Raw genomic sequence first — 22,429 nt, forward strand, 5'->3', positions numbered from 1 at the left:
CTTAATAAAAAAACAAAGATTCAACAAGAACAGATGTTAAAAACAAAATAGCTGTGAGTTAGATTTCATACTTTTGCACTAAATTTTTTTATCATGTTTAAAAATAAAGTCTTTACTGTTTTCTTTATTGCCTTGTTAGTAACCATCTTTTTTTCTATATATTCACTTATAAATAGAAAAGATTTACCCATAATCACACCAAGAGATGTAAATCCAGAGTTGGTAGATTCAACGGTACAACATATTGGTTACAAGCACACTATCGCTCCCTTTAAATTCATTAATCAAAATGGAAAAGTTGTTACAAATAAAGACTATGAAGGTAAAATTTATGTAGCTGATTTTTTCTTTACTACTTGCCAAACCATTTGCCCTAAAATGACCACAAACATGACTTGGCTTCAAGAACAAATTAAAAACAATCCAAAGGTGAAATTGCTTTCTCATACCGTTTTTCCTGATGAGGATACTGTTGAAGTTTTAAAACGTTATGCAAAAGAAAGAGGAGTTATTGACAGCAAATGGAATTTGGTAACAGGCAAAAAAGAGGAAATTTACAAAATAGCTCGTCAATCTTATTTAGTAGTAAAAACGGGAAAGCCTGAGGAATTATATGATATGGTACATACAGAAAATTTTGTTCTAGTAGATCAAAAAGGAAGAATTCGTGGTTTTTATGACGGAACGCTTTTGGATGAAGAAAAAGAAGGAGTAAAAAATGTCAAACAGTTGCTAGAAGACATTGAATTTTTATCTAATCAAGAGTAATTATATTTCATTTTTCTAAGAATACGAAGAGCTTCTTTGAAACTAGTGTAAACCTGTGGGTTTTTATATCCTTTTAGTAAAGCTTTGGTAGCTATCAATTTATCCTTTGCGTCTTTAAAATCATTTAAAAAACAAAGCATCAACGTAGATGGAATGTTCAAGACTTCTCTTTCTTCAATGATTTGTCCTTTTTCTAATTTGTAAATATTATTTAAAGTAGCATTATAAATATGATGCAAAAGCTTTTTATTATATTGGGGAGGATCAAAAAGCATTTTAGTTTCCATTTTATAGTAACCATTGTCATAAAATGTAAATGACACCTTTTCCAAAGGGTAATAACTAGTTTTATCATTCAAGCCTAAAGGAACATATTCTGTAATGTGAAAACTATCTTCATCATGAGTTATAACAACATCATCTTGATTGGAATAAAATAGTTTTACTTGTTCATTGACCAATTCAATATCTACACGTGAATAAAAAAGTTGCTCCCTGAAAACTCTTTTTTGACCAGCCCAACATACTACAAAATTTTCTCTAAACACTTTATAATGACAAGGTAAATCCTTATGTCTTATGGTAATGAAATCTAAAACACTGTCTAACGTGTTTTCTATACTGTTCCTTGAATTATTTTCAATACTAATTACCGTTTCAACATTTGATTTAGACAATGGGATTTTTTCAATTGTTGGTGAAGAATTACTTCCAATCCGAACAAATGTTGTTTGTGCTGGTATGGTATGAATAGATTTTTTAAAATAAGAAATTTTATTTTTAGGTTTTATCGTTACTAATCCCACCACCTTGTCTTTTGATAAATTAGGAAAAGGCACATTTTCATACAAAATCTTAGGTGGGTTTTCTAAAAAAGCGTTGACTAAATTTTGAATACGACTGTCGTCAAAAAAATCATCTCCCAGAATTTCATTGGTATCATCTTCTACACCCACCACAATATAAGAATGATTGAATGGATTAGAATTAGACAAAGCACAAATATGTTTTAAAAACTTAGCTTTACCTTCTTTGGTGTGCAAATTTAATTGCCGCTTTTTATCATAAAAGCTATTTTCATTATTGTAAGCCAATAAATTTTTAATAAGCAAGCGCTTGTTAATCATAGGACAAATATTCTAATGAATTTAAGGCACTTTATTCCCTTGACTTTCAATCCAAATAGCAAACCAATCTTCTAGTTCCAATTCAAATTGATTCAATTGATTCAATTGTCGAATACGTTCTAAATTAGTAGTTCCAATTACAGGAAGTATGAGAGCCGGATGCCGAACTATCCACTGAAGAAGAAGAAGTTCAGATGTTACTTGATATTTAGCAGTTAATCGTTCTAACAAGCTTCTTAATCTAAGGGTTTGAGGTGTTTCTACACGAAAAACAGTACCTAAAGGATTCCATGCCATAGGTTTAATACTATGATGTTGCATATAATCTAATGTTCCATCTAACATGGGCTCTAAATGAGTAGCTGAAAATTGAATTTGATTGAAAGTCACGGCAGTATGTCTTCTAATCAATTCTATTTGTGAAGGTGTAAAATTAGATAAACCAAAATTAACGATCTTTCCAGAAATTTTCAACTCTGTTACCGCATCAGCAATTACTTCCGGCTGCATTAGTGGACTAGGACGATGCAATAACAATACGTCTAGGTAATCTGTTTGTAAGTTTTTTAACGATTGTTCTACACTCCAAAGAATGTATTCTTTACTATAATCATAATGTTTTAGATTGTAAGCTCTAGCCTCACTAGGATATTTTATTCCACATTTTGAAATAAATTGAACCTGTTCTCTTGGTAATTTTAAAGCGCTCCAAGCTTTGCCAAAACTAGCCTCGGTAGTGTACCCACCATAAATATCTGCATGATCAAAAGTGGTAACTCCTTCTTCTAAATATTGAAGAATTAATTGTTCCATTTCTCGAGTATTGAAGTGCTTACCCCAAACACCCCAATTCATTGTTCCTGCTATAATTGATGAAAGCGGAATGGACATAAGTATAAATTTTTTATTAAAAGTAAACATTTTTATTGAGATGAAAAAAAACAGGATGTTAAAGCTTTGTTATGTTATAAATAACACAAAATAGTTTGCTCTTATTAATTAAAAAATCAACTAGCATTTCTTAAATTTATGTTTAATTTTTCTATCAATTTGCTAAAACAATATTAATTTCTCAATAAAATAAATAGTTTTAACGGAGTATTAACATCAAAACTGCTTAAAAAAATTCAATTTGCACCCTACAAAGAAAATTATATTTTTGTGCCTCGTAAAATCGGATGAAAATGGAAGGAAATCAAACTAATTTAGACATTGCTGCTATACATGAGCAAATTCAAAATGAAAGTGCATTTGTAGAGGTCTTAACCTTTGAAATGAATAAAGCAATTGTAGGTCAAAAACACATGATTGAACGATTGATGATTGGATTGTTAGGACAAGGTCATATCTTACTTGAAGGGATGCCAGGTTTAGCAAAAACCTTAGCCATCAATACGCTTTCAAAAGCCGTACATGGTTCATTTAGCCGTATTCAATTCACGCCCGATCTTTTACCAGCAGATGTGGTAGGTACGTTAGTATACAACCCTAAAGACGCTGCCTTTTCAGTTAAAAAGGGACCTGTGTTTGCTAATTTTGTACTTGCTGATGAAATCAACCGAGCTCCCGCTAAGGTACAATCCGCTTTGCTTGAAGCCATGCAAGAAAAACAAGTTACCATAGGTGAAACAACTTATAAGTTAGACACACCTTTCTTAGTGTTAGCAACTCAAAATCCAGTTGAACAAGAAGGAACTTATGCCTTACCTGAAGCTCAAATGGATCGTTTTATGCTTAAAACAGTCGTAGATTATCCTAAAATGGATGAAGAACAAGCCATCATTAGGCAAAGTTTTCAAGCAGGATTTACGTCAATTAACCCAGTTGTAAGTTTGGAACAAATCAAGCGAGCTCAAGAATTGGTTAGAAAAGTATACATGGATGAAAAAATTGAGAAATATATTCTAGATCTTGTTTTTGCTACACGTTTTCCAGAAAAATACAGATTAGAATCTTTAAAACCCTTTATTCAATATGGCGCATCTCCTAGGGGAAGTATTAATTTGGCGCTTGCTGCTAAATGTCATGCTTTCATTAAAAGAAGAGGATATGTAATTCCCGAAGATGTTCGGGCAGTAGTTTATGACGTTCTACGTCATCGCATCGGAATTACTTATGAAGCCGAAGCTGAAAATATCACAACAGAAGCTATTATTACTAAAGTCTTAAATCAAGTTCAAGTACCTTAATTTGCCCTTCAGTCACTATTTTTAACCTGAACACTAACACTGAATTCAGCAAAAAAAGCCAAAATGAAAACTAAAGACCTACTTAAAAAAGTAAAAAAGATTGAAATCAAAACCCGAAAGTTGAGTAATCATCTTTTTTCGGGTCAATATCATTCATCTTTTAAAGGTCGTGGAATGACATTTTCTGAAGTACGTCAATATCAATATGGAGACGATGTCCGGGCGATAGATTGGAATGTAACAGCTAAAAACAACGATACTTATGTAAAAGTGTTTGAAGAAGAACGTGAATTAACACTTTTATTAATGGTTGATGTTTCTGAGTCACAAAAATTTGGTTCTGCTGAAATAGATAAAAGAGAATTAGTCGCTGAAATTAGTGCAACTCTTGCCTTTTCCGCTACTCAAAATAATGATAAAATTGGTCTTTTACTTTTTTCTGATGAAATTGAATTGTTTATTCCTCCTAAAAAAGGAAAATCTCACGTGTTAAGAATCATAAGAGAATTAGTTGAATTTGAACCTAAAAGCAAAAAAACAGATATAAAAAAAGCACTTGAATATATATCTCAAATCATGAAAAAGAAGGCAATTGTATTTGTGATTTCAGATTTCATGGCAACAGATTATGAAAAGGCACTACAAATAGCGGCCAAAAGGCATGATATAACAGGAGTTCGTATTTTCGACTTAAGAGAACAAAAGCTACCTAATTTAGGTCTTATTTCAGTAGTAGATGCTGAAACAGGAATGCATTCTTGGCTAGATACTTCTGAAGAAAGTGTACGCACAGCATATGAAAAAGAATTTTTAAGAAATGAATCGTATTGTTCTTCCGTATTTTCAAGTTGTAAAGCTGGTCTTATTCATACCTGTACGAATGAAAGTTATGTGTCTAAATTGATTACTTATTTTAAATCAAGAGCCTAATGAAATCAAGAGTACTGTTTTTTGTTTTTTGTTGGTGTACATTGGGTTTTACTCAATCGATAATATCTACTACCAACAAAAAAAATATAAAAATTGGGGAAGAAATCCAAGTCATTTTACGAACTAAAGTGCATGCTAGTGATTTCGTAGTATTTCCTATAGTAGATTCCATTGGAAAATTTGAAGTCATTGAAAATTATCCTGTAGACACCTTAAAATCCAATCTCGAAACGGTGCTTGTTAAAAAATATGGTTTAACACAATTTAATGCCGGAACATTTACCTTGCCTGGTATAGAAGTACTTTTCAATAAGAAAAAAATAACAACATCAAAACAAGTTATTCAGGTTAAAGACATTGCTGTTGATACAACCAAACAAAAAATGTTCGATATCAAAGCAGATGCAGTTATTAAACCTGAAATAGAACAGATTCAAATCGAAGAAATCACCACGCAACAAATTGTGTTGGCACTAATTGGAATTTTTATATTGTCTTTTATAGCTTACGTAATCACGAAAAAAATACAACTAAAAGTAGAAGCCAAACAACAAGCGTACAAACCTCCTTTTGAAAAGTTTGAACAAGAAATGAAGCAAATGGAAGGGCTAGAGAAAAACAGTAAAGCCTTTTATTCAAAATTGACTGAGGCTGTAAAACGTTATTTTGAAGTTACTTTAGAAATCCCTGCACTAGAAAGCACTTCAAATGAATTACTTTTATGGGTCTCAAATAAAATTTCGGAACAAAAAATTCAATTAACATCCACTACTTTACTGCACTTAGAAAGAGTTTTTCAAAATGCTGATTTGGCAAAATTTGCAAAAATTCAATTAGAAGAAAAAATGCTATTAGCAGACCAAAAAAGTTGTATAAATGTAGTAGAAGAGTTTCACCAATTACTCCCAGCTTCTAATGAAGAAAAAAGAGTGAAAAAAGCTCAAGAAATTGAAGAAAAAAGAAAGATGAAACAAGTAAATAGTCGTCAACTAATAGTCGTTACTACTTTTGTACTAGCCACATTAGCAAGCGTTTTTTGCTTGGGTTATCGAAACATAAAGGATTATTTTCATCAACAATGGGAAGGTAAAGATGCTTATTATTATCAGAAAAGAGAATGGGTAACTTCAGAATATGGTTATCCGCCTATTCAACTTGAAACGCCTGAAATCTTAGCCCGTATAAAATCGGATTGGAAAAGTCCAGAAATAAAAAATTTTGCTTCCTTTCAATGGCAAACTCTGAGCGATTCTTTGTCCATTGCTGTTCGTACTATTGCTTTTAAAGATTCTGTTCCATTTGTACTGAATGATGTAGTGAATAGAGAATTAGGTGAATTAATGCAACAAAATGCCAAAGGCATCAAAATGGACATGAAGAAATTCAAAAATAGTAAAGGCGTTGAAGGAGATCAAGTGATTGGAACATATACATTTAATGATGAAAAAGGAAGTCAAAATCATAAATTTTGTACTTTGATTTTACACGACGATAAAAGTCAACACATCATAACCATGTCGTACAAAGCTTCTGACAAAGAAGCTGTTAGTTGGGTAGATAGAATTTGTAATAGTGTAGAATGGATAGCATTGGAAGAAGATGAATAGTACTTGGACACATCCAGCTTTTCTTTTGTTATTATTGCTCCTACCAATAATAGCAGTGGGTTACATGCAATTCAAACAAGAGCAATACCCAACATTGAAAATAAGTCAATGGGTTTCAAAACCAGAATTAATTTCATGGAAAGCTCGCTTACGACCCTATTTATTTGTGTTGCGAATATTGACTCTTGCTGGAATCATCGTGGCTCTTGCCCGACCTAGAAGCACCGAAAAATCAAATTTTAGCAGTTTTAAAAACGGCATTGATATTGTCATCGCTTCTGATGTGTCAGGTTCAATGATGGCAACGGATTTGAAACCCAATCGTTTGGAAGCAGTAAAAAATGTAGCAGCTAATTTCATTAAAAATCGTCCAAATGATCGAATTGGGCTCGTTGTATATGCAGGTGAAAGTTATACTAGAACGCCAGTTACCTCAGATAAGCTAATGGTACTCCAATCATTAGGAGAAGTTCAATACAATGGTTTTGCTTTGCAAGACGGTACAGCTATAGGTCTAGGATTAGCTACCGCAATAAATCGATTAAAGGAAAGCCCAACAAAATCAAAGGTGATTATTCTTTTAACTGACGGAGTGAATAATGCAGGAAGCCTTGACCCAATAACTGCTGCTGAAATTGCTAAAGAATACGGAATTAAAGTTTACACAATTGGTGTGGGAACAAATGGGATTGCCAACTTTCCAATAGCTAAAGATGCCGCTGGAAATTTAGTGTTCCAACCACAAAAAGTAGAGATTGATGAGTCTTTAATGAAACAAATAGCCACTATTACAAAAGGAAAATATTTTAGAGCAAATAGTACTGAAAAACTTGAGGCCATTTATAAAGAAATTGACGCATTAGAAAAATCAGTAATCAAAGAGGAAAAGCACATTCAATTTGATGAAAATTATAGACCTTGGGTACTAGTCGCTTTATTTTTTTTACTTGCTGAATTTGTTTTGAACCGAACTGTTTTTAAAAGTTTTATCTGATGGTAGCTATTGAAAAACCAATATATCTTTTTTTATTGTTGCTAATTCCTTTAAGTATTGGCCTTCATCGCTATTTTCGATATTGGCAAATAAAAAAGCAAGAAGAGTTTGGAAACACAAAAGCGTTAGAACAGATGGTTTCCAATCGAAATCATATTCGTAATAAACACAAAGGAATGTTGCAAATGGGAGCATTTATTTGTTTAGTCATCGCATTAATCAATCCTAAATGGGGAACAGAAACAGAAACAGTTAAAGCACAAGGTGTTGAACTTGTTTTTGCACTAGATGTTTCTAAAAGTATGTTGTGTAATGATGTTAAACCAAATCGATTAGAAATCGCAAAACAAATCATAGCACAAACCATCTCCAAATTGAGTACAGACCGAATCGGAATGATCGCCTATGCAGGAAATGCACATCCTGTATTACCAATGACAACAGATTATGCTTTGGCAAAAATGTACTTGCAAACCATCAATACAGATCTAATTTCTTCTCAAGGCACTGCTATTCAAAGCGCCATTGAAACGGCAGTTGATTTTTTTGATAATCCAAATTCTGGTAAAGCTATTATCTTACTTTCTGATGGAGAAGACCATGAAAGTGGCAGTAAAATTGCATCTTATGCCAAAGAAAAAGGAGTTAAAATTATTACAATAGGAATTGGCACTCCACAAGGAGGTAATATCACTTTTTTTGATGAATACGGTGAACCACAATTAAAAGTAGATCGTGAAGGTAAAGTAGTTATTACTAAACTCAACACGGAGGTATTAGAAACTATTGCATCGGAATCTAAAGGTAAATATATTCTTGGAAATCAAACCACATTTGTCGTTGAACAAATTAAAGAAGCGTTAGAAGAGATTAAAAAATCAGAATTTAAATCTCAACAATTGGCGCAACAAAAATCACAATTCCAATGGTTTTTACTTGCGGCTTTGCTATTACTTTTAGTGGACTTATTTTATTTAAAAAGAAAAGCATTCTCCTTAAGATTTTTTCTTCCCAAAAGAGCGCTAAAAGGGATTGTGGTATTAATTTATATATCCTCTTCTTATGGCTTAGCACAACAAAAAATACCATCTAAAACTCCTGATTTAGAAGAAATGAATAGAGAAGAAAAACTTCGACTCATTAAATCAAAAGCTAAAGAGGCTAAAGAAAAAGCTACTTATAACTTAGGAAATACGATTTATAAAGCAAAAAAATATAATGAAGCAAAAGATAAATATTTGGCAAGTATAGAATCAGCTAAAACAAAAACAGATAAGCATAAAGCATATCACAATTTAGGAAATGTTTACATGCAGGAGAAAAATTATGAAAAAGCGATAGAGGCCTATAAAAATGCATTGAAAAACAATCCTTCAGATGAACAAACTCGTTACAACTTAGCATTAGCAAAAGATATGCTGAAGAAGAATCCGCCTGAAAAAAAGCAAAAAAATAAAAAAAATAAGAATAAAAACAATTCTAAAGACAATAAAGACCAACAGGAAAATCAAAAAGAAAACAAAAAAAAGGGGGATAAACAAAAAAACAAAGAAGATAAAAAAAATCAAAATAAAGAAAAAGGAAATCAAAGAGAGAATCAAAAACAACAAAGTCCTAAACCAAAAGGAGCTTCAAAACAACGCATAGAAAACATTTTAAACGCAATAAATAAGGACGAAAAACGCGTGCAACAAAAAGTCAATGCACAAAAAATTAAATCTAAAACGATAGAAACAGATAAAGATTGGTAATAAGGATGAAGCGTAATATTTTAATTTTGTTTTTAGTTCTAGTCAATGTTTCATTGGCACAAACTAGATTAGAGGTAAAAATGTCGAAAACCACCTTAAAAGTGGGAGAATCGGCTCAGCTTTCTTTTATCTTTAATGCTGTAGGAGATGATTTTATACCACCTAAAATAACTGGATTTCAAGTGAATGGCCCCATGGTAAGTCAAAGTGAAAACATCATTAATGGCGCCTATTCTGGAAATCAGCAATTTGCTTATGTGATTCAAGCAATTCGACCAGGAAAATTTACGATTCCATCAGCTATGGTTGAATTCAAAGGACGAATTTTTAAGTCCCAACCTGTAATTGTTACTGTTTTAAATCAAAATATTAAAGGAGAAAAACAGACCAACGAAGATTCTTATGTATCCAAAAACAATGTAGGCAAAAATGCTCCAGTTTTCATAGAAGCGGAAATCTCTAAAACAAATGTTTACATTAACGAACCTGTTGAAGTAAGCTATCGTGTTTATCTAAATCCGAAATTCAAAATTGAAAAAGAGAACAAAATTAATTTCCCTAAATACAATAATTTTTGGAGCCAAACAGAAGATTTGAGAGACAACCATTGGGAACAAGTAGTAGTTAATGGCCGTATTTATTACACGAAATTGTTCAGAAGAACGGTTTTATATCCTCAAAAAACGGGTAACTTATCGATTGATCCATTAAGTTTAGATTTCAATATTGCATATCCAACGGGTGAGTTAGATTTTTTCAACGACCCTCAATATGAAACTGCTAGAAGAGTCATTGCAACGCCTTCAAAAACAATAGTGGTAAAGCCACTACCAGAAAAAGGGAAACCAGAAAATTTTACTGGAGCAGTGGGAGTCTTCGAATTTAATGTGATAGTTGATAAACTAGAAAGCAAAACTGGTGAAGCCATTCAAATGGAATTTGTGGTAACAGGTACGGGTAATTTAAAATTATTTGAACTACCAAAACCTAATTTACCTGCTGATTTTGAAATTTTTGAACCTACACACAAAGAAGACATAGAAGAAAATATAAGAGGAATGTCTGGTTCGATTTCAGATTCGTATACCATTATCCCACAAAATAAAGGAAAATTTCTTGTGAAACCTCAACAATTCAGCTATTTTGATATTCAATCCAAATCATACAAAACCATATCATCAGATGAAATAAATCTAACAGTAGCTCAGGGAGATAAGCATATATCACAATTACAAAAAAACAAAATGGCTTCACCTAAAACGATATTACCTATTTTTACTGAAGCCACTTTCTTTACCCTGAATTCATCGACTTTTTTTAACTCGGTGTGGTTTTATCTATTACTTGGTTTACCCATATTGACTGCTTTATTCTTACTTGTAGATAAAAGAAAAATAAACGAAAAGGAAGAAAAAGAACACAAAATAATTCTAAATAATAAAAAACCCATTGCTCCCGTATCATGGCAAAATTTAGAACAAAAAAGTACAGATAAAGAGGTGTTCTATGCAGAAATAGAGCAGGAACTTAAAGCATTTATTACGACATATTTTCATATAGACCCGACACTTTCAAATGAAACTCTACGAGAACAACTTTCAGAAAAAGGAGTCGAATTGTCTCTTATAGTACAAATTGATAAATTATTACAAACTTGTGAAATAGCTAAATATACGCCTGTTTCTAATTTAAATAAAACCCAAGATTTGGAACAAGCAAATGAAATTATCAATCAACTGAAAGGATATTTATAATGAAAAAGAAACTATTACTTTTAATTTTGTGCTTTTCGGGACAAATGTATTGGGCTATTGATAAGCAATCTCAAGCCGAAAGCTATTTTAAAGAAGCAAATCTGTTGTACCAAAAGGGTGAATTTGGACAAGCAGCTGAGGTATACCAGCAAATGGAGCAACTAGAAGTTGAGGCGGCTGAGGTTTATTTCAATTTAGGGAATTGTTTCTATAAAATGGGGCAACTACCTCAAGCAATATTCAATTATGAAAAAGCAAATATTCGCGCGCCTTTTAATGAAAAAATAGAATCTAATTTAACAGTGGCTTATGACAATACTCATGACAAAATTGCCTTTAAAAATACCGCAACTTTTTTCACCTACTTAAAAGCTAAATTTTTGCCTTACCAATTTTGGATTTTTGTCTTTACAATGGTAATGGCCGTTTTGAGTCTGATTGCGTTGTATAATCATAGAATAAATAGAAAAAGTAGTTTCTCATTTATAATGTATTCAATAGTTTTATGGTGTTTTGGATTGGTACTTACTCTAATTTTAGCTGTAAACAAACCTTCTAGAATTGGAATCGTTTTTGCCTCTCAAACGCCCGTAATCGCAACAGATCACAAGCAAACAATCAGAAATATTCACGAAGGAACTAAGGTAATTATTGAAGAAGAACAAGGAACGTATCTTTTAGTACACTTATCCGATGTAACCAAAGGATGGGTAAAAAAAGACGCCATAAAAGAAGTGGACTAATTCAATAAATGCTAATTAATTTCGTTTGTAGTATATTTGTGAGACCAATGCATTTTTTATGAAAAAAATCACTCTTTTTTTAATTGTGGTATTACCCACTATAATTTTAGCCCAACAAAATGCTTGGAAAGGTTATTTTTCCTATAATGAAATCACAGATGTGACTACCAATGAAAACAAAGTAATTGCTTCAACTAAGAATTCCTTATTTTCAAAAGAAACGACCACAGAAAATTTGGTTACTTTTACTTCTATAAACGAAGTTAAACCAGCAACTATTACTACTATTTACCAAAGTTCTACCCAACACACTTTTATTGGTAATGAAAATGGATTAATCATTATCATCAAACCGGATGGATCAGTTGTAAATAAACCAGATATTATTCTTGAAGTTCCAGTACCACCAAATAAGAAAAAAATAAATGATTTTTATGAGTACAATGGAAAAATTTATGTTGCAACACAATATGGAATAACGGTTATTAACTTATCCAATTTAGAAATTGATGAAACCTATTACATTGGAAGCGCTGGCGAAAGTCTAGATGTATTACAAACTACTGTTTTTAACAACGAAATTTATGCCGTAACACGAACACAAGGAATAAAAAAAGCACTATTATCGAATCCTTTTTTATATGATTATTCACAATGGACGGTTTTCGATGGTGGATTTTGGATTGGTTTAGTTACTTTCAACAATCAACTTGTAGGAGCAAATACTAATTCGATACTATATAAATTTATTGGAAATACTACTCAACAATTTGGGACTTTTGGATCGACAGGAATAAAACTTAAAACCTCAGCTAACTACTTAGTTTTTTTAGCTAACTATCAAATTCAGGTGTATAATCAAAATTTAAGCTTGGAATCCCTTGTTTATAATATTCCTGATTACCCAGATTATTTCACAGGAGCCACTATTTTAAACAATAAATTATATATAGGCACCAGTAAAAATGGAGTTTTTGAAACACCCATTCCAAATACAAATACTTTCACATCAATTTCACCTAATGGTCCTATTCAAGATTATTCTTTTAGAATCAAAAAAACAACAGATGAATTATGGATAACTCATGGTGGTTTTGATCGAACTTATACTCCTGATTATAAACATGAAGGAATAAGTACATACCAAGTGAATTCAGGTTGGAATAAAATAGCGAAAGAGAATTTTCCCGACGTAGTGTCATTAGGAACAATTTTAGAAAATAATTTAAATAAAAAACAAAAATTTGTTTGCTCAAATCACAAAGGTCTACTGAAAATAGTAGATAAAACAGCATTTACTTTATTAGATCAGACCAATACTGGAGCAAATGGTTTAGAAAGTTTATACTATGCTCCTGATCCTAATTACAAATCTACAAGACCTAATAGCCTAATTCAAGATAAAGAAGGTAATATTTGGATGACTAATGCATATGTAAACAAAGGACTTAAAGTTTTACGAAGCAATGGCTCGTGGCAGTCATATGATTTAAGCACTTTAATTCAAGATGCTACTAATGAACGATATGGAAACATGGAAATTGACAAAAATGGCACTAAATGGATGGCTACTTTTTTTAATGGTGTGGTAGCTTTTAATGAAAAATATAACAACAAAACCATTGTCATTAATACATCCCAAGGGCTGCCTGATTCCGATGTTCGTTGTGTAGCACTAGATAAAAAAGGACAATTGTGGATTGGTAATTACAAAGGCTTACGCATCATAAACAATGTAGATCGCTTTTTATCAGAAAATGAATTGACAGCGACCAACATTGTGATTCAAGAAGGCGATTTAGCTCAAGAATTATTTTACCAACAAACCATTCAAGATATTTATGTTGATGGGTCAAACAACAAATGGGTTTCAATTGCAGACGCAGGTGTTTTTCATGTGAGTAGTAATGGACAGAGAACCTTACATCGTTTTACTAAAGAAAACTCACCTTTACCAAGTAACAACGTATTAGATATTGAAATTGATGAAGTTTCAGGGGAAGTTTTCTTTGCTACTGATAAAGGAACAGTATCGTTTTTAGGTTCATCAACTAAAGGAAGTGATAATTTAGAAAATGCCTATGTATATCCTAACCCTGTTCGCCCAGAATATACTGGAACCGTAAAAATTGCTGGTTTGATGGACAAGGTAAATTTAAAAATTACTGATATTGAAGGAAATTTAGTTTTTGAAACAACTTCCCAAGGAGGAACAGTAGAGTGGGACACTACGGCTTTTGGTAAATACAAAGTTGCTTCTGGAGTTTATATGATCTTTATTTCCTCAAATGATGCGGCAGAAACAACAGTAAAAAAAATAATGATTATTAGATAAATAGTTTAACGAAAGAACATAAACGAAATCTAGTCTTTAAAAACCAGTTAACAACTACACACATATGATTATAATCTCAAAAGGAAAAAAGTAACGTTCGTTGGTTCCATAAGTTGCAAGAGTTTGAAAAATAGAAGAACTCAACACAATAAAGATATAAGTAAAAAAGTAAAATTTTTATGACATCTTAAAACCAACAAACATCCATTTAAAACCCAAAAAAGACCATTTTTTGAATACGTTTAAGTACCCAAATAGTCCTAACGAGTTCATTGTATTCATTAAAATGTAATTTAGTAAAATCAAAATTGATGTCTACTTTCCAAAAATGAAAGCATATCATTTATGGATTGAACTTACTACTTTTGCTTTACTTACATTAGAAGAAAAGATCAGAAAAAATGCTAATCAAAACGAAAGCCATTGTACTTAGTGCAATTAAGTACCAAGAAAAAAGCTTGATTGTGAAATGTTATACCCACTATCATGGAGTAAAATCATATTTTGTTCCTGCTGCTTTTTCAACCAAAAAATCAAGTCAGCGAGTAGCATATTTTCAACCGCTAACCCTACTAGAAATTGAAGCAACACACAAAAACAAAGGGACTTTAGAACACTTTAAAGAAGTAAAGTTAGCTCATCCTTACCAAACAATTCCTTTAGACATTATAAAAAGCACAATAGTTATTTTTCTATCCGAAATCTTACATCACAGCATTTTAGAAGAAGAAAAAAATGAAGCCTTATTTGAATTTCTAGAAACAGCTTTACTTTGGCTCGATACGCACGACAATATTGCCAATTTCCATTTAATTCTTTTAGTTCAAACAACGAAATTTTTAGGTTTTTTTCCTCAACAACCAGTAGAAAACCAACCTTTTTTCGAAATGATTGAAGGTGTATTCACTTCCTTTCACGGAGTCAGTTGCTTGACCGAACACGAAACATTACTACTCAAAAAATTAATACAACTCAAACTAGATAGCGAACAAAAACTATTCACTGGAATCGAACGACAACTATTACTTAAAATTCTACTAGACTATTATGCAATCCATTTAGATGGATTCAAAAAACCTAAATCACTCGAAGTTTTGAAAGAGGTTTTTTCTTAAATTATTTAGGCTGTTCCTCAACATCAATCTTGCGTTTAGACGCTAAATTTGGGATATATTTAGGTTGTCCGTTTTCTAAGAAACCTATTTTTGAATAATAAGGATTAAGATTGGTTTGGTATTCATATCCTTGTTTATCTACATAATAAATCATATTGTCTCTTTCTGCTTCAGCATAATTATATTGATGATAAATATAGGAACTCAACCTAATATAAATAGATGGTATTATAACCTTTTCATAGTTACACAACCCAATTTTATCCCCTATTTTTATTTCAAGAAACTCACCATTATTTTTAATTACATCATAAATTACAGGAATTGTTATTTTACCCGTAGAATTAATTATTCCTGTCTTCCCATTTAAATAAACAAAAGAATATTTCAAATAATCATCATTATCAGATACAATTGGAACAATATTATCATAGATTATTTCAGATAATTTGTTTCCTTTATTATCAATTAAACCCCATTTATTGTCTATACAAACTCTTGCGTAATTTTCGTCAAAAGTTCTAACAAAGTCATATATAGGTTCTATTATAATATCGTCTTTCTTTTTAAATCCCCATTTACCATTTTTAGAAAAAGGAATTAGTGTTGAACTTTTTTCAACACTCTCAAAAAGATATTTACTTTCTCCACTAAATCCACCGCCAATAAAAAGAATATTGCCACTACCATCAGAAAAATTTCTGATTAAAATTTTACCCGACTTGTCAAATCCTATTCTTAATCTGTCAATGTCAAAATTTCCATATAGAAAGGGTATAAAAAATTGTTTTTTTGAAAAATATACTTCAAAAAACTTCCTCTTTCTTTTTCCGTTTAAGATAATCTCTTTTGATACAAATTTATTTTCAACAATCTCATCATAGCTAATTTTTAAATTATTATTGTCTATAAATTCTAAATTAAAAAAATCAGATTTAACACTATTTTTATTTAGTAATGAAAAAAAATCTTGATTGTAGTTATTCCTCAAAAGAAATGGTTTAGAAAAGTATTTGCCTTTCATCGAATCAAGATTTGCATTCTTTTTAAAATCAGAGGTGTTATTTATTCTATAAGTCCCGCAAGAACAAATAAAAAATAAACTCGATATTAAAAACAAAAATGTTTTTTTATTTGTCATTACTCATAAATTTTAAGAAATAAAAGTAACAATAATATTTTATTTTAAAAGAGAAGTTTTTATTGATTAAACCACAACTTTTACCTTTTACCTTTTGCCTTTTACCTTTTAATCACTACTTTCGCAAATTGATAAAAGAAAACGACAAAATGAGTACAAAATTTACTGAATACAAAGGACTTGACTTGCCTACAGTAGCGTCAGAAGTTCTTGATTTTTGGAAAAAAAACAATGTCTTTGAAGAAAGTATTTCTTCTCGTGAAGGGAATACTCCATATGTGTTTTTCGAAGGGCCACCATCAGCAAATGGTTTGCCTGGAATTCACCATGTAATGGCGCGTGCGATTAAAGATATTTTTTGTCGTTATAAAACTCAAAAAGGCTACCAAGTAAAGCGTAAAGCCGGTTGGGATACGCACGGATTGCCTGTAGAATTAGGTACCGAAAAAGAATTAGGCATTACCAAAGAAGATATCGGAAAAACCATTTCAGTAACCGAATACAACGAAGCGTGTAAAAAAACCGTTATGCGTTACACCGACGTATGGAATGACCTTACCGAAAAAATGGGCTACTGGGTAGACATGGAAGACCCATATGTGACGTACAAATCCAAATACATGGAAACTGTTTGGTGGTTGCTAAAACAAATTTACAACAAAAATTTACTATACAAAGGCTACACCATTCAGCCATATTCACCAAAAGCGGGAACAGGTCTATCTTCTCATGAAGTAAACCAACCGGGGTCGTATCGAGATGTTACAGATACCACAATTGTAGCACAATTTAAAGCAAAAGAGGAAACGTTACCAAGCTTCTTACAAGGTTTTGGAACGATTCATTTCTTAGCTTGGACAACAACTCCTTGGACGTTGCCATCAAATACGGCGTTAACCGTTGGTCCAAAAATCGATTATGTTTTAGTGAAAACATTTAATCAATATACAGGAGAACAGATTAATGTAATTCTTGCTAAATCTTTGGTTAATAAAGTTTTTGACAAGAAAAATTATATAGAAACTTTTTCTAAAACAGTTTTTAATCATAATCATTTAAACTGGTTAATTGATTTTGAGAAAAAGGAAGCTGAAAAAAGAAGAACTAACAGATATTTTGAATCATTATCTCAAGAAGAGAAAAATGAATTGAATAAAATTCATAATGAGTTTGATCCAACTAAAGTTCATTGGACAAATGAAGAAATGTTCAAAATGAATGAAAAGTTGAAAGAAATTTCAAAAATTGAAAAGCCATTAATTCCATTTGAAATAGTTGCCGAAGCAAAAGGCGCTGATTTAGTAGGAATTCGTTACGAACAATTATTACCATTAGTATTACCTTATCAAAATCCAGAAAATGCATTTAGAGTAATTTCAGGTGATTTCGTTACAACGGAAGATGGAACTGGAATTGTTCACACAGCACCAACATTTGGAGCCGATGATGCTAAAGTAGCAAAAGAAGCAACTCCAGAAGTACCACCAATGTTAGTATTGGATGAAAATGGAAATCCTGTACCATTAGTAGATTTACAAGGGAGATTTATCCAAGGTTTAGGCGATTATTCTGGAAAATACGTTAAAAACGAATATTATAACGAAGGCGAAGCACCTGAGCGTTCTGTTGATGTTGAAATCGCTATCCAATTAAAAGAAGAAAACAAAGCCTTTAAGGTTGAAAAATACGTGCACAGTTATCCGCATTGTTGGAGAACCGACAAACCAATTTTATACTATCCATTAGATTCTTGGTTCATCAAAGTAACCGAAATCAAAGATAGAATGTTCGATTTAAACGAAACCATCAACTGGAAACCAAAAGCTACAGGTGAGGGTCGTTTCGGAAATTGGTTGAAAAATGCAAATGATTGGAATTTATCACGTTCACGCTACTGGGGAATTCCATTACCAATTTGGAGAACGGAAGATAAAACCGAAGAAATCTGTATTGGTTCGGTAGAAGAATTGTATAACGAAATTGAAAAAGCAATTGCAGCTGGTTTCATGACTGAAAATCCATACAACGGATTCCAAATTGGAAATATGGATGAAAGCAACTACGATTTAGTGGATTTACATAAAAATATCGTAGATAATATTGTTTTAGTTTCAGCTTCTGGCCAACCAATGAATCGCGAAACCGACTTAATTGACGTTTGGTTCGATTCTGGAGCAATGCCTTATGCACAATGGCATTATCCATTTGAAAATAAAGAATTAATAGAGGAAAACAAGGCATTCCCAGCAGATTTTATTGCAGAGGGTGTTGATCAAACACGCGGTTGGTTTTATACATTACACGCTATTGGAACATTAGTTTTCAATAAAATTGCCTATAAAAATGTAGTTTCAAACGGATTAGTATTAGACAAAAACGGACAAAAAATGTCGAAACGTTTAGGTAATGCGGTTGATCCATTCAAAACCTTAGAGGAATTTGGTCCAGACGCCACACGTTGGTACATGATTTCCAATGCCAACCCTTGGGATAACTTAAAATTTGATATCGAAGGCGTTGCTGAGGTTCGTCGTAAATTCTTTGGAACATTATACAACACCTATTCCTTCTTTGCTTTATATGCTAACATTGACGGATTTACATATGCTGAAACCGAAATTCCTTTAGAAGAAAGACCTGAAATTGACCGCTGGATTTTATCTGAATTACACAGCTTAATTCAATTAGTAGATGAAGCTTATGCAGACTACGAACCAACCAAAGCGGCAAGAGCCATTTCTGATTTTGTACAAGAAAATTTAAGTAACTGGTATGTGCGTTTATGTCGCAGAAGATTTTGGAAAGGAGAATACGGAACAGACAAAATTGCAGCCTATCAGACGCTTTATACATGCTTAGATACAGTAGCTAAATTAGCAGCACCTATTGCTCCATTCTTTATGGATCGTTTATATAAAGACCTGAACACCGCAACAAATAAGGAAAGTTACACCAGTGTACACTTAGCAAACTTCCCTGTTTTGGTTGAAAACTTTGTTGATAAATCATTGGAAAGCAAGATGTTGAAAGCACAGACCGTTTCCTCTTTAGTATTATCTTTACGTAAGAAAGAAATGATTAAAGTGCGTCAGCCTTTACAAAAAGTAATGATACCGGTACTTGACGATATTTTCAAAGCAGAAATCGAAGCGGTTTCAGATTTAATTAAAGCGGAAGTAAACGTTAAAGAATTGGAGTTATTAGACGATGCTTCTGGCGTTTTAGTAAAACAAATCAAGCCTAATTTTAAAGCCCTAGGGCCTCGATTCGGAAAAGATATGGGGTTGATTTCTAAAGAGATACAATCTTTTAATCAAGACCAAATAAACCAATTAGACAAGACTGGATCTTTAATTATTGTGATTTCAGGAAAAAGTATTACTTTAACCACCGAAGATGTAGAAATATCTTCTCAAGACATTCCTGGCTGGTTAGTAGCTAATGCAAATGGTATTACAGTAGCTTTAGACATCACTATTTCTGAAGAATTGAAAAAGGAAGGAATTGCAAGAGAATTAGTAAACAGAATTCAAAACATAAGAAAAGATTCAGGTTTTGAAGTTACTGATAAGGTTAAGGTTAAAATTCAAAATGAAATAAATATCAGTGCGGCTATCGAAGCCAATGAAATTTACATAAAGTCAGAAACCTTGACAGAGCATATTGAAATTGTTGAGAATTTAGAAGATGGTATTGAAATTGAATTTGATGGAATAACAACCAAAATTAAAATACAAAAATAACAAGTAATCAAAAAAATAGTACTAACATAAATTAGTGAATTATGGTAGAGGAAAAAGTAAGGTTCTCAGATGCTGAATTAGCAGAGTTCAAAGAATTAATACTAGCTAAGTTAGAAAAAGCGAAAACCGATTTAGATTTGATTAAGAGTGCTTATTTAAATGATTTAAACAACGGTACAGACGACACGTCACCAACATTTAAAGCGTTTGAAGAAGGGAGTGAAACAATGAGCAAAGAAGCCAATTCACAATTAGCTACCCGTCAAGAAAAATTCATTCGTGACTTAAAAAATGCATTAATTCGTATAGAAAACAAAACATACGGAATTTGTAAAGTAACGGGTAAATTAATAAATAAAGAGCGTTTAAAGTTAGTCCCTCATGCCACTATGAGCATTGAAGCGAAAAATATGCAAAAATAGAAACAACCCACTTCGGTGGGTTTTTTTATGTATTTAAATATATTTAACTAAAAAACAATAATTAAATGTAATGTTTTTTATAATATTTTATTAATTTTATAAAAAATAAACTAAACCTTTAAATTATGAAAAAAACTACACTAACTATTTTATTAACTTTATTCTCTTTTGGATTTGTCTTAGCACAAACCAACCTTATTGTAACAGCTCCAAATGGAACTACTACAACTCAAGTTAGGGCTCCAAATGGTTTATCAAACTATGCTTATTTAAGAGCATCAGCATTAGTTTTAGGTTCAGAACTTACAGGAATACCCACATCTAACACTATCAATACGTTTGGATTTATCACAACAGGTGGTGCCGATGTAGCAGTTACCGGAACCATGACTGTTTATATGAAAAATAGTTCAGACCTTACCTTTACATTAGGCACAAGTTGGTCAAGTATCATTACAGGAATGACTGCTGTTTACACAGGACCTTACACCATACCAGCTGGAGCAACAAATATTGATTTAACTTTAACCACACCATTCACTTATACTGGGGGTTCAATTTATGTCGCTTATGATTTTTCAAGTGCAGCACCATTTGCAACAACACCAGCCACTTACTCTGCAAGTAGTTCGTTATCAGGAGGATGTGTTTCTGCTAATAATGCAACTACCCCACCTACAACCTTAGGAGCCACTTCATTTCGTCCAAGTTTCCGTTTTGGTTATCCTAATCCTAACACAAACGACATGGCTGTAGAATCAATAAATACATTAGGAAATGTAGCCACTACACTTGGAACACAAGTACCTGTATCAGCTCTAGTAAGAAACAAAAGTAATACCACTTTAACAAATATAAATGTTACTGCTAATATGACTGGTGCCAATACTTATAATGATACTAAAACAGTTACTTCTTTAGCACCAGGAGCATCAACCACAGTTAATTTCGCTAACTGGACACCAACTGCTTTGGGAGCAAATGTCTTAAGTGTTTCCGTTCCTTCTGACCAAGTTAACACTAATAACTCTTTAAATTTTAACACAACAGCAACATGCTACACACAAGGCGCAGCACAAAACCCTACAAGTTATAGTGGTGCTGTTGGTTTTAACACAGGTTCAGGTATTATTTCTACACCTATACAAAATACAGCAGCAACCTCAATAACAGGTGTTAATATAGCTATTTCCTCTCCTACAGAATCAATTGGAAATACTGTTTTTGGAGTGGTATTAAGTAGTACAGGTGCTATTTTAGCTCAAAGTTCAAGTTTGACGCTTTCAAACAGTGATTTAGGCACTATTAAAACATTCACGTTCAGTACCCCTGTATCGGTAGCAGCTAATCAAATGGTATATATAGGTTTAGGACAAAACGCTAATGCAACTACTGGTTATTTTCCAATTGGTGCCTACACAAACAACAATTTAACTACTTCTTATTACACTTGTGCTCTTGCAGGAGGTGCATTAACATTAGTTACTAGTAATCTCGGACAAATTGGAATAGAGGCTAATTTTGGCGGTAATTGTGTACTTGGAATAGATCATGTAGAAACGATAAACAGTACAATACAAGTTTATCCTAATCCAACAAATGCTGTTTTAAATGTAAAATTAGATGATTTTAATAAAAATGGAAATATTGAAGTATATAATATGATAGGTAAACAAGTTCTTCCAGCACAAAAAATTAATGGAAACACACTTGAATTAAACGTTTCAACTTTAGCAAAAGGAATTTATTTCTTAAAAGTACATCATGACAAAGGCGTGAATGAAATTAAATTTAATGTAGAATAAAGTAC

General features: G+C 32.1%; 16 protein-coding genes. 13 read left to right on the forward strand and 3 right to left on the reverse strand.

Going from position 1 to position 22,429, the window contains the following annotated elements; translation table 11 throughout:
• Positions 1-93: 93 nt before the first annotated feature.
• On the forward strand, positions 94-768 hold the full coding sequence (locus QZ824_RS01175; protein WP_291274213.1) for an SCO family protein: 675 nt from the start codon (positions 94-96) through the stop codon (positions 766-768).
• On the opposite strand, the gene QZ824_RS01180 is transcribed toward QZ824_RS01175, so the two are convergent.
• Positions 759-1,895, reverse strand: coding sequence for an ATP-binding protein (locus QZ824_RS01180; RefSeq protein ID WP_291274214.1), 1,137 nt, complete (start codon positions 1,893-1,895; stop codon positions 759-761). The two genes, QZ824_RS01175 and QZ824_RS01180, sit on opposite strands and share 10 nt — an antisense overlap.
• Before the next feature lie 21 nt (positions 1,896-1,916).
• Complete coding sequence (locus tag QZ824_RS01185; protein ID WP_291274215.1) at positions 1,917-2,786, reverse strand: aldo/keto reductase; 870 nt, start codon at positions 2,784-2,786, stop codon at positions 1,917-1,919.
• A gap of 293 nt (positions 2,787-3,079) precedes the next feature.
• Here QZ824_RS01185 and QZ824_RS01190 point away from each other — a divergent pair, with 293 nt between their 5' ends.
• The 9 genes from QZ824_RS01190 (at position 3,080) to recO (ending at position 15,313) form a co-directional block, all read left to right on the forward strand.
• Positions 3,080-4,084: a MoxR family ATPase gene (locus QZ824_RS01190; RefSeq protein ID WP_291274216.1), complete on the forward strand. Its 1,005-nt coding sequence runs from the start codon at positions 3,080-3,082 to the stop codon at positions 4,082-4,084.
• 63 nt (positions 4,085-4,147) lie between these two features.
• A complete protein-coding gene (locus tag QZ824_RS01195; RefSeq protein WP_291274217.1) occupies positions 4,148-5,014 on the forward strand; it encodes a DUF58 domain-containing protein in 867 nt (288 codons plus the stop codon).
• The gene (locus tag QZ824_RS01200; RefSeq protein WP_291274218.1) at positions 5,014-6,621 is read left to right on the forward strand and encodes a hypothetical protein; all 1,608 of its coding nucleotides are present in this window, start codon (positions 5,014-5,016) and stop codon (positions 6,619-6,621) included. The genes QZ824_RS01195 and QZ824_RS01200 overlap by 1 nt, the downstream gene beginning before the upstream one ends.
• The gene (locus QZ824_RS01205) at positions 6,614-7,615 is read left to right on the forward strand and encodes a VWA domain-containing protein (protein WP_291274219.1); all 1,002 of its coding nucleotides are present in this window, start codon (positions 6,614-6,616) and stop codon (positions 7,613-7,615) included. The genes QZ824_RS01200 and QZ824_RS01205 overlap by 8 nt, the downstream gene beginning before the upstream one ends.
• Positions 7,615-9,366 (forward strand): VWA domain-containing protein, encoded by a 1,752-nt coding sequence (locus QZ824_RS01210; RefSeq protein ID WP_291274220.1) that lies wholly within the window; start codon positions 7,615-7,617, stop codon positions 9,364-9,366. Before QZ824_RS01205 ends, QZ824_RS01210 begins: the two co-directional genes overlap by 1 nt.
• Before the next feature lie 5 nt (positions 9,367-9,371).
• Positions 9,372-11,120: a BatD family protein gene (locus tag QZ824_RS01215; protein ID WP_291274221.1), complete on the forward strand. Its 1,749-nt coding sequence runs from the start codon at positions 9,372-9,374 to the stop codon at positions 11,118-11,120.
• The gene (locus QZ824_RS01220; protein ID WP_291274222.1) at positions 11,120-11,863 is read left to right on the forward strand and encodes a tetratricopeptide repeat protein; all 744 of its coding nucleotides are present in this window, start codon (positions 11,120-11,122) and stop codon (positions 11,861-11,863) included. Before QZ824_RS01215 ends, QZ824_RS01220 begins: the two co-directional genes overlap by 1 nt.
• Positions 11,864-11,921: 58 nt before the next feature.
• The gene (locus tag QZ824_RS01225; protein ID WP_291274223.1) at positions 11,922-14,198 is read left to right on the forward strand and encodes a two-component regulator propeller domain-containing protein; all 2,277 of its coding nucleotides are present in this window, start codon (positions 11,922-11,924) and stop codon (positions 14,196-14,198) included.
• Between the two features lie 401 nt (positions 14,199-14,599).
• Complete coding sequence (recO, locus tag QZ824_RS01230) at positions 14,600-15,313, forward strand: DNA repair protein RecO (RefSeq protein WP_291274224.1); 714 nt, start codon at positions 14,600-14,602, stop codon at positions 15,311-15,313.
• A gap of 1 nt (position 15,314) precedes the next feature.
• Here recO and QZ824_RS01235 read toward each other — a convergent pair whose 3' ends face one another.
• A complete protein-coding gene (locus QZ824_RS01235; RefSeq protein WP_291274225.1) occupies positions 15,315-16,337 on the reverse strand; it encodes a WG repeat-containing protein in 1,023 nt (340 codons plus the stop codon).
• A 266-nt stretch (positions 16,338-16,603) separates the two neighbouring features.
• Between QZ824_RS01235 and ileS the strand changes: the two genes are divergently transcribed.
• From ileS to QZ824_RS01250, 3 genes are all read left to right on the forward strand, one after another.
• The gene (gene ileS, locus QZ824_RS01240; protein ID WP_291274226.1) at positions 16,604-20,197 is read left to right on the forward strand and encodes an isoleucine--tRNA ligase; all 3,594 of its coding nucleotides are present in this window, start codon (positions 16,604-16,606) and stop codon (positions 20,195-20,197) included.
• 41 nt (positions 20,198-20,238) lie between these two features.
• Complete coding sequence (locus QZ824_RS01245) at positions 20,239-20,619, forward strand: TraR/DksA C4-type zinc finger protein (protein ID WP_291274227.1); 381 nt, start codon at positions 20,239-20,241, stop codon at positions 20,617-20,619.
• Positions 20,620-20,744: 125 nt separating this feature from the next.
• A complete protein-coding gene (locus QZ824_RS01250; protein ID WP_291274228.1) occupies positions 20,745-22,424 on the forward strand; it encodes a T9SS type A sorting domain-containing protein in 1,680 nt (559 codons plus the stop codon).
• The last annotated feature ends 5 nt before the right edge of the window (positions 22,425-22,429 follow it).

The sequence above is a fragment of the Flavobacterium sp. genome, assembly GCF_021151785.1.
Classification (GTDB): domain Bacteria; phylum Bacteroidota; class Bacteroidia; order Flavobacteriales; family Flavobacteriaceae; genus Flavobacterium.

Bases quoted from the DNA above. Each gene is read 5' to 3' on its own strand.
- QZ824_RS01175 (WP_291274213.1), top strand. From the start codon at position 94: ATGTTTAAAAATAAAGTCTTTACTGTTTTCTTTATTGCCTTGTTAGTA.
- QZ824_RS01180 (WP_291274214.1), bottom strand. From the start codon at position 1,895: ATGATTAACAAGCGCTTGCTTATTAAAAATTTATTGGCTTACAATAAT.
- QZ824_RS01185 (WP_291274215.1), bottom strand. From the start codon at position 2,786: ATGTCCATTCCGCTTTCATCAATTATAGCAGGAACAATGAATTGGGGT.
- QZ824_RS01190 (WP_291274216.1), top strand. From the start codon at position 3,080: ATGGAAGGAAATCAAACTAATTTAGACATTGCTGCTATACATGAGCAA.
- QZ824_RS01195 (WP_291274217.1), top strand. From the start codon at position 4,148: ATGAAAACTAAAGACCTACTTAAAAAAGTAAAAAAGATTGAAATCAAA.
- QZ824_RS01200 (WP_291274218.1), top strand. From the start codon at position 5,014: ATGAAATCAAGAGTACTGTTTTTTGTTTTTTGTTGGTGTACATTGGGT.
- QZ824_RS01205 (WP_291274219.1), top strand. From the start codon at position 6,614: ATGAATAGTACTTGGACACATCCAGCTTTTCTTTTGTTATTATTGCTC.
- QZ824_RS01210 (WP_291274220.1), top strand. From the start codon at position 7,615: ATGGTAGCTATTGAAAAACCAATATATCTTTTTTTATTGTTGCTAATT.
- QZ824_RS01215 (WP_291274221.1), top strand. From the start codon at position 9,372: ATGAAGCGTAATATTTTAATTTTGTTTTTAGTTCTAGTCAATGTTTCA.
- QZ824_RS01220 (WP_291274222.1), top strand. From the start codon at position 11,120: ATGAAAAAGAAACTATTACTTTTAATTTTGTGCTTTTCGGGACAAATG.
- QZ824_RS01225 (WP_291274223.1), top strand. From the start codon at position 11,922: ATGAAAAAAATCACTCTTTTTTTAATTGTGGTATTACCCACTATAATT.
- recO (WP_291274224.1), top strand. From the start codon at position 14,600: ATGCTAATCAAAACGAAAGCCATTGTACTTAGTGCAATTAAGTACCAA.
- QZ824_RS01235 (WP_291274225.1), bottom strand. From the start codon at position 16,337: ATGAAAGGCAAATACTTTTCTAAACCATTTCTTTTGAGGAATAACTAC.
- ileS (WP_291274226.1), top strand. From the start codon at position 16,604: ATGAGTACAAAATTTACTGAATACAAAGGACTTGACTTGCCTACAGTA.
- QZ824_RS01245 (WP_291274227.1), top strand. From the start codon at position 20,239: ATGGTAGAGGAAAAAGTAAGGTTCTCAGATGCTGAATTAGCAGAGTTC.
- QZ824_RS01250 (WP_291274228.1), top strand. From the start codon at position 20,745: ATGAAAAAAACTACACTAACTATTTTATTAACTTTATTCTCTTTTGGA.